The 12,176-nt window shown below is 61.3% G+C and carries 10 protein-coding genes; 2 read left to right on the top strand and 8 right to left on the bottom strand.

Annotation, left to right across the window (positions count from 1 at the left end; all coding sequences use genetic code 11):
- Window positions 1-293 precede the first annotated feature (293 nt).
- The 4 genes from flhA to CBW66_RS26990 form a co-directional block, all read right to left on the bottom strand.
- Entirely contained in the window at window positions 294-2,390 is a 2,097-nt protein-coding gene (gene flhA / locus CBW66_RS27005; RefSeq protein WP_086140826.1) for a flagellar biosynthesis protein FlhA, read from the bottom strand.
- Entirely contained in the window at window positions 2,387-3,580 is a 1,194-nt protein-coding gene (flhB, locus tag CBW66_RS27000) for a flagellar biosynthesis protein FlhB (RefSeq protein ID WP_070220176.1), read from the bottom strand. Before flhB ends, flhA begins: the two co-directional genes overlap by 4 nt.
- A 170-nt stretch (window positions 3,581-3,750) precedes the next feature.
- Window positions 3,751-4,749 carry a fumarylacetoacetate hydrolase family protein gene (locus tag CBW66_RS26995; protein WP_086140827.1) on the bottom strand — a complete coding sequence of 333 codons (999 nt, stop codon included), beginning with the start codon at window positions 4,747-4,749 and terminating at the stop codon, window positions 3,751-3,753.
- An 88-nt stretch (window positions 4,750-4,837) separates the two neighbouring features.
- Complete coding sequence (locus tag CBW66_RS26990) at window positions 4,838-5,548, bottom strand: pseudouridine synthase (RefSeq protein ID WP_086140839.1); 711 nt, start codon at window positions 5,546-5,548, stop codon at window positions 4,838-4,840.
- Window positions 5,549-5,793: 245 nt separating this feature from the next.
- Between CBW66_RS26990 and CBW66_RS26985 the strand changes: the two genes are divergently transcribed.
- Window positions 5,794-6,171 carry a hypothetical protein gene (locus CBW66_RS26985; RefSeq protein WP_086140828.1) on the top strand — a complete coding sequence of 126 codons (378 nt, stop codon included), beginning with the start codon at window positions 5,794-5,796 and terminating at the stop codon, window positions 6,169-6,171.
- 377 nt (window positions 6,172-6,548) lie between these two features.
- Here CBW66_RS26985 and CBW66_RS26980 read toward each other — a convergent pair whose 3' ends face one another.
- From CBW66_RS26980 to CBW66_RS26965, 4 genes are all read right to left on the bottom strand, one after another.
- The gene (locus CBW66_RS26980) at window positions 6,549-7,550 is read right to left on the bottom strand and encodes a S49 family peptidase (protein ID WP_086140829.1); all 1,002 of its coding nucleotides are present in this window, start codon (window positions 7,548-7,550) and stop codon (window positions 6,549-6,551) included.
- A gap of 41 nt (window positions 7,551-7,591) precedes the next feature.
- The gene (locus tag CBW66_RS26975; RefSeq protein WP_170933110.1) at window positions 7,592-7,969 is read right to left on the bottom strand and encodes a Rieske 2Fe-2S domain-containing protein; all 378 of its coding nucleotides are present in this window, start codon (window positions 7,967-7,969) and stop codon (window positions 7,592-7,594) included.
- Complete coding sequence (locus tag CBW66_RS26970; protein WP_086140830.1) at window positions 7,966-8,625, bottom strand: HAD-IA family hydrolase; 660 nt, start codon at window positions 8,623-8,625, stop codon at window positions 7,966-7,968. The genes CBW66_RS26975 and CBW66_RS26970 overlap by 4 nt, the downstream gene beginning before the upstream one ends.
- A gap of 90 nt (window positions 8,626-8,715) precedes the next feature.
- Window positions 8,716-9,711 (bottom strand): RluA family pseudouridine synthase, encoded by a 996-nt coding sequence (locus CBW66_RS26965; protein WP_086140831.1) that lies wholly within the window; start codon window positions 9,709-9,711, stop codon window positions 8,716-8,718.
- Window positions 9,712-10,403: 692 nt separating this feature from the next.
- Between CBW66_RS26965 and CBW66_RS26960 the strand changes: the two genes are divergently transcribed.
- Window positions 10,404-12,176 (top strand): Rne/Rng family ribonuclease (locus CBW66_RS26960; RefSeq protein ID WP_139843071.1); only part of this gene is annotated, 1,773 nt, incomplete at its 3' end.

Below are 12,176 nucleotides of genomic sequence, written 5' to 3'. Positions count from 1 at the left end.
GGGTGGCGCAATATGGGCTGAACTGTGTGACCATCATCGACTCCTGTTGCTTGGGTGCTGTCTTCCTCATGGACACAGATCACCCGGACAGTTTCCATTATTAGCGATGCTTGCAGGAAATGATCGAAGGAACAGGACGGGAAAGTACCCGTTATTCAGTTTGCCGGCAGGAAATTGATGTTTATTTGACCAAAAGCAAGGGCTGAGAAGCTGGGGTCAGACTCCCTCGCACGTTGGCGATGACCTTCCTGTTGGCCGTGTTGAGGGTCTGACCCCGGCATTAACTATGCCGACTACTGCGCGCCCACCAGGCTGGTAACGCGGATCGTCTTGGTTTCCGGCACTTCCGCATGCGACAGCACTTTGAGCTGCGGCAAGGCGCGGCGCAGGAAACGCGACAGCAAGGCGCGCAGCGGCGCCGGCACCAGCAGCACGGGCGTCAGGCCCAGCGCTTCCTGCTGCTGCGCGGCCAGGCCCGCCTGGTGCGCGATGGTGTCGGCCAGGCCCGGCTCGATGCCGGCGCCGTCGCCGCCATTGCCCATCGCTTGCATCAGCAGGCGTTCCAGGCGGCTGTCGAGGGTCATCACGGACAGCTCGGCCGCGCCGGGGAACAGCTGCTGCACGATGGCGCGACCCAGGCCCACGCGCACCAGCGCCGTCAGGTCGTTCGGGTCTTGCGTATGGACCGTGTGCTCGGCCAGGGTTTCGATGATGGTGCGCATGTCGCGGATGTGCACGCCCTCGGCCAGCAGGTTCTGCAGCACTTTCTGCAGGGCCGACAGCGACAGCATCTTCGGCACCAGGTCTTCGACCAGGCGCGGCGACTCCTTGCCCAGGTGGTCGAGCAAGGACTGCACTTCCGCGCGGCCCAACAGCTCGGACGCATGCGAGGTGATCAGGTGGTTCAGGTGCGTGGCCACCACGGTGCCCGCGTCGACGACCGTGTAGCCCATCGATTGCGCCTGGTCGCGCAGGCTGGCGTCGATCCAGGTGGCGGGCAAGCCGAAGGCGGGGTCGTTCGTGGCCAGGCCCGGCAAGGTGCCGCTGGCCATGCCGGGATTGATGGCCAGGAACTGGCCGTTAAACGCTTCGCCCACGCCCACTTCCACACCCTTGAGCGTGATGCGGTAGGCGGACGGCTTCAATTCCAGGTTGTCGCGGATATGCACGGGCGGCGCCAGAAAGCCCACTTCCTGGGCGAACTTCTTGCGGATGCCCTTGATGCGCTTGAGCAATTCGCCGCCCTGCGTCTTGTCGACCAGGGGGATCAAACGGTAGCCCACTTCCAGGCCCAGGGTATCGACGGGCATGATGTCTTGCCAGCTGGCTTCTTCCTGCTCGGGCGCCACCGTGGCTGGCGGCGCTTCGGCCGGCTTTTCGGCCGCCGCTTTTTCCTGCGTGCGCTTCTTGCTGATCAAATACGCGGCACCGGCCAGCAGCGAGGCCAGCAGGATGAAGACCATGTTCGGCATGCCGGGGATCAGGCCCATGCCGCCGATGATGCCGGCGGTAATGTACAAGACTTGCGGTTTTGCAAACAATTGGCCCACCAGCTGGGTGCCGATGTCCTGTTCGCTGGCCACGCGCGAGACGACGATACCGGCCGCCGTGGAAATGATCAGCGAAGGAATCTGCGCCACCAGGCCGTCACCGATGGCCAGCAGGGTGTAGTTCTTCAGTGCATCGGCAAAGCCCATGTCGTGCTGCAGCAAGCCCACCAGCAGGCCGCCGATGATATTGATGACGGTCACCATGATGCCGGCGATGGCGTCGCCGCGCACGTATTTGCTGGCACCGTCCATGGCGCCGTAGAATTCCGCTTCCTGCGCCACTTCCGTGCGGCGGCGGCGCGCTTCGTCTTCGCCGATCAGACCGGCGTTCAGGTCGGCATCGATGGCCATCTGCTTACCCGGCATGGCGTCCAGCGCGAAGCGGGCGCCCACCTCGGCGATACGGCCAGCGCCCTTGGTCACGACGGTAAAGTTGATGATCGTCAAAATAATGAAGACCACGATACCGACCGTATAGTTGCCGCCAATCAGGAAATGACCGAACGCTTCGATCACTTTACCGGCCGCGTCGGCGCCCGTATGGCCTTCCGTCAGCACGACGCGCGTGGACGCCACGTTGAGCGACAGGCGCAGCATGGTCGACACGAGCAAAATGGTCGGGAAGGCCATGAAGTCGAGCGGTTTGACCGTGTACAGCGCCGTCAGCAGCACGATGATGGACAGCGCGATATTAAAGCTGAAGAAAATGTCGAGGATGAAGGCAGGCAGCGGCAACACCATCATCGCCAGCAGCATGATGATGATGACCGGCGCGGCGACGCCCTTGCTGGCGTTGCCTTTCAATCCGCTGAGCCAGGCTGGCATGGTCAAGCCGTTCATGGTGTGCTTCCTTTATTCTTGTCTGCCGCGTCTGCTGCGGGTTTGGTCTGCGATGCGGGGTCGAGCGGGTCGAGCTCGGGCGGCACGTCGAGTTTTTTCGGCTTGTCGGGGCGCTCGCCATGGCCGTTGCCGTAGCTGCGCAGCTGGAACACGTAGGCCAGTACTTCGGCCACGGCGCCGTACAGCGCCTCGGGAATCTCGTCGCCGATGTCCGTGTGCTTGTACAGCGCGCGCGCCAGCGCTGGCGCTTCCAGGATAGCGACCTTGTGTTCGCCCGCCAGTTCGCGGATCTTCGCCGCCACTTCGTCGATGCCCTTGGCCACCACCTGCGGCGCGCCGCGCGAATTCTCGCCATACTTCAAGGCCACCGCGTAGTGGGTAGGATTGGTCACCACCACGTCGGCCGTCGGCACGTCGGCCATCATGCGGCGGCGCGACATTTCATGCTGCATCTGGCGTATCTTCGCCTTGATCTGCGGATTGCCGTCCGACTCCTTGGCCTCTTGCTTGACTTCCTGCAAGGACATTTTCATCTTGTTGGCGTAGTGCCACATCTGGTACGGACCGTCGATGGCGGCGATCAAGCCCAGCGCGCCGACGATCAGCAGGAAGGCCGTGATCAGCAGGCTGATCAGATGGGCCGAACCGGCACGCAAGGATTCCACCGACAGGCCCAGCACGGCATCCTTTTGATGCTGCATCACCATCCAGGCAACGACGCCGACGACGAGGGTCTTGGCGATGGCCTTGAGCAGCTCCACCAGCGCATTCTTCGAAAACATATTGCCCAGGCCGCGAATCGGGTTGAGCTTGCCAAAATTGGGGGTAAATGCCTTGGAACTGAACAGCCAGCCGCCCACCAGCACGGGCGACGCCAGGGCGACGAGCATGATGGCCGCGGCGTACGGCAAGCAGGTCAGCAGAACGGAACCCACGTCGTAGCCGATGCGCAACATCATCGCGTCGGGATTGAGGATTTGCTCCCGGTCCAGGGTCAGCCCGGACACCATGACAGCCGTCAGCCGCCGCACGATGGCGTCGCCGGCAAACCACAGGCAGCAGCCGGACGCCATCAACACCGTAAACGTGGCCACTTCACGCGATCGCGGAACGTCGCCTTCCTCACGCGCCTGCTCGAGGCGCTTCGGTGACGCGGCTTCGGTCTTTTCTGCGTCGCTGTCTTCCGACATCAATCAACTCCGGTGAAGTCCTGCGGCCTGGCTAGGCGCAATACGGACTGGGCATGACGCATTATCGGCGCAATCAGCACCACGCCATCAAGGGAAAAGGAGGGCGAATCCCCTGCTTTTCCTTTGCCGGGATGAAACAAGGCGCCGCAGGCGCCCATTTTCTCGGGCCCCTAACGATTTTTTCGTGCCTCGGCCTGTTTCACCGCTTGCTCTATCGCACCGAACAAGGATTTACCGTCGTCACCCAGCATTTCCAAACGAACTACATCGCCAAACAGCAAGTACGGCGTGCTGGCGACGCCATCGGCGACCATCTCCTGGTTACGTCGCTCAACGATACTGGAAAAACCCTTCTTGACTTCCTTGTTGGCGACCCCGCCCGCGCTGACCACGCTGCCGGCGCGCGCATTGCGCGTCTGGCACAGATGGGCGAGCAATTGCGGGTAATTGAACGCCATGTCGGCACCCGCGTGGGGCTGGCCCGTCAACTTGCCGTTCAGGCTGCAACGCAGCGCGTAATGCACCTTGCCGCCGCGCCAGGCATCGCCCAGTTCGTCGGGCGTGATGGCGACAGGCGAGCAGGCCATGGCCGGTTTCGCCTGCAGGAAGCCGTAGCCGCTCGCCTGCTCGTCCGGCGCCAGGTTGCGCAAGCTGATGTCGTTGACCAGCATCAACAGCTTGATGTTCAGGTGCGCCTGGTCCGGCGTCGAACCCATGGCCACATCGTCCGTGATGGCGGCGATGCCCGCTTCGTAATCGATACCCCACTGCTCGTACGCCAGGGCGATGTCGTCGTGGGCGCCGAGGAAATCGTCGCTGGCGCCCTGGTACATCCTGGGAGCGTCGCGCAGATTGGCCGGCGCCTCGGTTCCGGCCGCCTTGCAGGCCCGCTCGATCTGCTGCAGGTAGGAAGCCCCGGCCACGCGCAAGCTGCTGCGCGGCAAGGGCGCCATGCAGTTGGCGGGATCGAACTCGAAGGCGCGATGGCCGCGGCCGCTATTGATGGTCTGGTACAGCAGATCGAGCTGGGGCGCGATGAAACTCCAGTCGTCGAGCGCCTTTTGCAGGGTCGAGGCGATGCCATCGGCCAGATGGGCCGTTTTCAGATCGCGCGAGACGACGGCCAGCTGGCCATCGCGCGTGCCATCCTTCAGGGTAGCTAATTTCATGTGCGGGAAGCTTCGTCAAATGCAGGCAATTAGAGGTCAAAGACGCCAAAAAGCCGGGGAATTCCCGGCTTGGGCCATCAGGAGGGATTTACGCCAGCAGCGCGATCTGCTCGGGCGTCAGGTAGCACCACTCGCCTTCGGCGATGCCCAGCGATTCCAGGGTCAGGCTGCCGATGGCGGAACGGTGCAGCGCGCTGCAATGGTTGCCGGCGGCGGCCAGCATGCGCTTGACCTGGTGGTACTTGCCTTGCTCGAGCACGATTTCCAGCTGATGCTCGCCCCGCTTGACGCAGACGAGGGCCGCCAGCGGCGCCGGTTCGTCGTGCAATTGCACGCCGGCCAATAGCAGGGCCACCAGTTCATCGGTTACGGGCTCTTGCGTAGTGGCCTGGTAAATCTTGGGAACGTGGCGCTTCGGCGACGATTGTGCATGGATAAATGGGCCATCGTCGGACATCAGCAGCATGCCGGTCGTATCGTGGTCGAGCCGGCCGACGGGCTGGACTTCGCGCCAGGTGAACTGTTCCGGCAGCAGGGTCAGCACGCCAGGATGATGGCTGGGCTTGCGCGAGCATTCGAAGTTGGCAGGCTTGTTCAGCGCCAGGTAGAGCTGCGCGCGGTAGACCCACTCTTCTTCGAACACGTGCAGCACCAGGCCGTCGGTCTCGACGGTGGTGCGGTAATTGGTCTGGGTGACGCCATCAATGACGACATCGCCATCTTCGATAAGGGAACGGCAATATTTACGGGTGCCAAAACCCTGCGATTGCAGGATGCGGTCTAGGGATAATTTACTCATGGGCGTGACTTTACCAGAAGCGGCTGGCAGCGTGAAGCGGCCCCATACCAGGCCGCCGAGGTCGCACCAGCCTTGCGCAGGCACAGATGAGCTGAAGTGCAAGGTGAGATTTCGATATAAATGGTCAATTCCTTTGAGAAATATCAAGCGCTCGGAATATCGCATTGATAGACTGAAACTTCGTTAGGAATCCGCCTAACGCGCTTTAGGAATAATAACCAGGCAACGACTCACAAGGACATTGTATGAAGCATACCGATACCATCGCCTTAGAAGGCAGCATCGCCGACATGCGCCAGCGCATCGCTACGGAACAGGCGGCCATGCACAAGGTCAGACTCGGCGTGGCGCGCTGGAGCAACACCCCTGCGCAGCAGGACGGGGACGCCACGCCATCGCCAGCAAGCCAGACGCGCTGGCATGCCGAGGCCCAATGCCATTTCATGTGCTGGCTGGAGCTGGGCGGTTTTGCGCAGACGGATGCGGAAACCGAGAACCTGCCGACGCCCGCCATGGCGAACACGCCGCCTGACATCAGTTCCGGCGCCAACGCCAGCACCACCGCGACGCCGGTCCGGCACGCAAGCAGCGTACCCGCGCACTGCAACGGCTGCGCCGCCTGAAACCGGCCTATCCAACCCGCCATGCCCTGCCCTCGCATGCCTGCCTTGCCAGCACGCCCAGACACAACATCCGATAACACCGGTCTATCCGGCACGCACGACGCACAAAAGGAAACGGCAGCATTGCGCCGCCGTTCCCAAGCCCCATCGGGACTTTAGTGAGGAATGTAAATTCACTCAAAACCACATCTGCGATGCGGCGAGTAGTTCCAAGACCTGCCAATCAAGTTAGTACTGACAACATAGTTGATATATCGCCCCTCCTTGAAAAGAACTACGCCTTCACTATAGCCCAAGCAGCCCCATTTTCAAGCCAATTTACCACCTAATTGAAAATCATTCTCGACTGGCTTGCCTGCCAGCCAAGAGTGATGTCATCAGCGCAACGCCGGTTGTGATTGCTGCACGGCCGCCTTCATGGCGCCCGCGCCCATGGCGGCGCCAAACTTTTTCAGCACGCGCTCCGGCAAGCCTTCATGTTGCGTGTAGTCGACGATGTCTTCCGCCTTGACGACGTCACGCGCCACGCTGTCGACCGTGCCGAAATCGTCTGCCAGACCCATTTCCACGGCTTTTGCGCCCGTCCAGTACAGACCCGAGAAGGTATCGGCCGTTTCCTTCAGGCGCTTGCCCCGTCCCGTCCGCACCACCTCGATGAACTGCTGGTGGATTTCATTGAGCATGCCTTGCGCATACGCCTTGTGTTTTTCGCTCAGGGGGCTGAACGGGTCCATGAAGCCCTTGTTCTCGCCCGCCGTCAGCAAACGCCGCTCGACGCCGACCTTTTCCATCACGCCCGTAAAGCCGAAGCCATCCATCAGCACGCCGATCGAGCCGACCACGCTGGCCTTGTTGACGTAGATGCGGTCGGCGGCGGCGGCGATGTAATAGCCGCCCGAGGCGCACATTTCATCGACCACCACATATAAAGGCTTGTCCGGATAGCCTTTGCGCAGGCGCTGCATCTCGTCGACGATCATGCCGGCCTGCACGGGACTGCCGCCCGGGCTATTAATATGCAGCACCACGGCCACCGAGCCGCTATCGGAAAACGCCTTGTCCAGCGCGGGGATGACGACGGCGGCCGAGCCGCTGCCTTCGGACTCGATGGCGCCGCTGATATCGATCAGGGCCGTGTGGCGGCCCAGGGTTTCGCTGTCGTCGGCCGTGTTGTAGTCATAAAACACCCACAGCGCAAACAGCACGATCAGCAGGCCGAAGACCTTGAAGAAGATGCTCCAGCGGCGGTGCGCGCGCTGTTCTTGCAAAGTGGCAAATACCAGCTTTTCCAGCACGTCGCGCTCCCAGTTGCCCGCAGGAGTACCGTGGCCGGCGGCTGGCGCGCTGCTGTCCAGCTTGTCATTCGTGTTATCGCTCATGGTTCACTTTGTTTAAATTGCAATAATGCCTGCACTCTGCTTCAGGCCGGCAGCGGCTGGACATACTCGTCGGGCTGCCAGTACAGCTGGCCGTCGCGCTCGGTCACGGCAATCGGACGCAAGCGGCCGCCCTTGCAGGGGCCGCCAGCGCAATAGCCGCTCTCCGGCACATAGATGGCGCCATGCGTCGAACACATCAGGTACAAGCCGCTGGACTCGAAAAACTCGCCTTCGGCCCAGTCCAGCTCGATCGGTACGTGGGCACAGCGGTTCAGGTAGCCATACGCCTTGCCGCCGTGGCGCACGACGAAGCCCGTGGTCGCCTCGCCACCGGCAGAAACGGGAAAGCGCACACCCTTGCCGCCATCGGCCACGGCGTCGGCCGCACAAATCAACACTTCTGCTACATCAGTCATCATGCGTGCTCGCTCAGCCATTGGTGCAGGTCGGCCACCGTGGCGGCCGAATACAGCGGGTTGCAAGCTTGCAACTGCGCCACCGGATGCGCTCCATACTCTACGGCAATACCGGCCGCACCCGCATTGCTTGCCATCAACAAATCATGGCTGGTGTCGCCGATCATCACGGTGCGGCGCATATCCTGCCCCAGTTCGCGCGTCAGTTCCTGCAGCATGGCCGGATGGGGCTTGGAAAACGTTTCATCGGCGCAGCGCGTCGCATCGAACAGGGACAGCAGCTTCACGGCATTCAAGGAGCGGTTCAAGCCGACACGGCTCTTGCCCGTGGCGACGGCGAGAAAGTACGCTTGCTGCGAGAGTTCCAGCAGCATCTCGTGTACACCGGGAAACAGGGTCAGCTCATGGTCGCGCGACAGATAGTGATAGCGGTAGCGTTCGGCCATGCGCGCATGGAATTTCGGCTCCACATCGGGCATCACCAGCTGCATCGCTTCCTGCAAGCCCAGGCCAATCACATGCGAGGCCAACAACTCGGTGGGAATCGGCAAGCCCAGGTCTTTGGCCGATGCCTGGATGCACTTGACGATGGTCGAGGTACTGTCTATCAGGGTACCGTCCCAATCGAAGACGATCAGATCAAATTGCTTTCTTGCCATGTTTCCCGACGGCATAGCCGCCGGCTCCTTGAGAATGAATGATGGCGACTGACTACCTTGTGGGTAGTGTCGCGCGCACGCGTTTGATCACTATCGAGCGGCAACGGCCAATGGTTTGCCCAAGCTTACCAAGAAACGCTCGCATTCGGCAGCCAGCGGCGCGTTCAGGGTCATCGTCTTGCCCGTTTCAGGGTGCGTAAACGTGATCTGGTGCGCGTGCAGGAACATGCGCTTCAGGGCGCCGCGCGTGCTGTCGGCTTTCAACAGGGCACGGTTGAGGGCAAAGTCGCCATATTTATCGTCGCCGGCGATGGGAAAACCGGACGACGACAGGTGCACGCGGATCTGGTGCGTGCGTCCCGTTTTCAATTCCGCTTCCAGCAAGGCGAAGTTGTGATATTTATGCAACAGTGAAAACACCGTGTGCGACGCCAGGCCATCGGCCTGCACGGCCACCCGGCGCTCGCCTTCGGCCGTCGTATATTTATGCAGCGGCAACTTGATATGCTGGCGCGCATTCTTCCAGTCGCCGGCCACCAGCACCAGATAACGCTTGTCGGTGACGCCGTCGCGCATCTGTTCGTGCAAGTTCGTCAAGGCGGAACGTTTCTTTGCCAGCAACAGCAGACCGGACGTGTCGCGGTCCAGGCGGTGCACCAGTTCCAGGAACTTGGCGTCGGGGCGCGAAGCGCGCAATTGCTCGATCACGCCGAACGAGACGCCCGAGCCGCCATGCACGGCCACGCCGGCCGGCTTGTCGATGACGAGCAGCTGCGCATCTTCGAAGATGATCGAAAATTCGGCGGCCGGCGCGCCCGTGGGCGCCTTTTCGGCCACGCGCACGGGTGGAATGCGCACCACGTCGCCGGCGGCGAGACGGTACAACTGATCGATACGGCCTTTGTTCACCCGCACCTCTCCCGATCGCAAGATCCGGTAGATGTGGCTTTTAGGCACGCCCTTGCACACTCTTAATAAGTAGTTGTCGATGCGCTGACCTGCTTCTTCTTCGGCGATCGTGACGAATTGGGCTTGCGGCTGAACCGGGGGTGTTGAAGGGGGAACAACATCATTTTGACTCTTCATTTACTATGTCTTCCCAGAAATCTCTCTAAGTCCTTCATTTTGAATATATAATTGTTTTTGCTGCGGCCCTGGCTGCTGCGAGTGTAAGAATAAAAGCACATTTTACACAGGGGCGTCTCCACCGGCCTCGCCAAATTGCAAATTCGGTGGAAAAAAATGTATATGCACCATCCCTGCGCGAATCAAGGTTGCACCGTAGTTGTAATCGGATAACGCGTGGAGATGCTGAAGTGAGTGTGGGATTATAAGGATAAGTACCCGTTAGCGCGACTTATCGAGTCGGGCTCGCGGGTTGATGAAGTTGATAACGCTTGCCGTTTTCGCCAAACCCGTATGCGGCCACCAGAAGGTTGTCGATGAATAGGCTGAGGCCAAGCCTCGCCATCGCGATCCCTGTACTGAGCCGGCTAACGATTTGGCTCTGAATTTGCTGACCACTTGCATTCTCTGCCCCCGATGCAGTTCATTCTCATTCGGGCTGTTTCAGATGAGTTGCAGGTGTCCCGTGCACTCGGCATGACGATCGACCTCACCGCGCCTGTTGCGGCCGTAACGTATACCTCGTACGCGTTGTTGCTCCGCACGCCTGGGCATTTCCCCCGCCAGCACTCCCGTTCTCGCATATATCCCTGTACTTCGCCGCTTCCCCGGAAGCGGCTTTGAGATGGCCTACGGGTCGCGGAGTTATAAAAATGAAACGCATGTTGTTTAATGCCACGCAGCAAGAAGAACTGCGCGTAGCGATTGTCGACGGACAAAAACTGATCGACATCGATATCGAGACAGCCGGGCGCGAACAGCGCAAATCCAACATCTACAAGGGCGTGATCACGCGCATCGAGCCATCGCTCGAAGCGTGCTTCGTCAGCTATGGCGAAGACCGCCACGGCTTCCTGCCCTTCAAGGAAGTTGCCCGCACGTATTTCCGCGAAGGCGTCGACGTGCGTAACGCCTCCGTCAAGGAAGCGCTGCGCGAAGGCCAGGAAATCATGGTGCAGGTGGAAAAGGAAGAGCGCGGCAACAAGGGCGCCGCCCTGACCTCGTTCGTCTCGCTGGCCGGCCGTTACCTGGTATTGATGCCGAACAACCCGCGTGGCGGTGGCGTATCGCGCCGCGTGGAAGGCGAAGAGCGCCAGGAATTGCGCGAAACCATGGATAAACTGGACTTGCCAGCTGGCATGTCCGTCATTGCCCGCACCGCCGGCATCGGCCGCAACGTCGATGAACTGCAGTGGGACTTGAATTACCTGATGCAACTGTGGCGTGCCATCGAAGGCGCCGGCAAGTCGGCCAACGGCGCGTTCCTGATCTACCAGGAATCGTCGCTCGTGATCCGCGCCATCCGCGACTACTTCCAGCCCGACATCGGCGAGATCCTGATCGACACCGACGAGATCTACGACCAGGCGCACCAGTTCATGAGCCACGTGATGCCCGACATGGTGCACCGCGTAAAACGCTACAGCGACGACGTGCCGCTGTTCTCGCGTTTCCAGATCGAACATCAGATTGAAACGGCATACAGCCGCACTGTGCCGCTGCCATCGGGCGGCGCCATCGTCATCGACCACACCGAAGCGCTGGTCTCCGTCGACGTCAACTCGGCGCGCGCCACGCGCGGTTCGGACATCGAGACGACCGCCTTCAACACCAACTGCGAAGCGGCCGAGGAAGTGGCCCGCCAGCTGCGCTTGCGCGACCTGGGCGGCCTGATCGTCATCGACTTCATCGACATGGAAGTGGCGAAAAACCAGCGCGAAGTGGAACAGCGCCTGAAAGACGCCCTGCACCATGACCGTGCGCGTGTACAAATGGGCAAGATTTCCCGCTTCGGCCTGATGGAACTGTCGCGCCAGCGCCTGCGCCCTTCGCTGTCCGAAGGCTCGCACGTGACGTGCCCGCGCTGCTCCGGCACCGGCCACATCCGCGACACGGAATCGTCCGCCCTGCAGGTGCTGCGCATCATCCAGGAAGAGGCGATGAAGGAAAACTCGGCCACCATCCACGTGCAAGTGCCCGTGGACGTGGGCGCCTTCCTGCTCAACGAAAAGCGCGGCGAAGTGCTGAAGATCGAGAACCGCCACCGCATCGCCGTGATCCTGATCCCGAACAAGCATCTGGAAACGCCGCACTACAAGCTCGAACGCATCAAGCACGACGATCCGCGTCTGGAAGACAGCCAGGCCAGCTACAACCTGGCCGAAAGCGCTGAAACCGACATGGCTTACAGCAAGCGCCAGAAGGAAGAAGCCAAGCCGCGCCAGGAAGCCGTCGTCAAGACGATCACCCCTGACCAGCCGGCACCGATGGTCGAGCGCAAGCCCGTCGAAGCGAAACCGGCCCCGGTGGCCGCGCCTGCCGCACCGCAAGGCCTGATCGCCAAGATCATCAGCTTCTTCACCGGCGCCCCGGCACCGGTGGCGCCAGCGCCCGCCCCTGTCGCACCGGCCAAGCCGGCCGGCAGC

This window comes from Janthinobacterium sp. GW456P, from assembly GCF_002127655.1.
In the GTDB taxonomy this organism is placed as follows: Bacteria; Pseudomonadota; Gammaproteobacteria; order Burkholderiales; family Burkholderiaceae_D; genus Janthinobacterium.
Note: the sequence above shows the minus strand (reverse complement) of the source record. Positions and strands in the feature narration are given on the sequence as shown.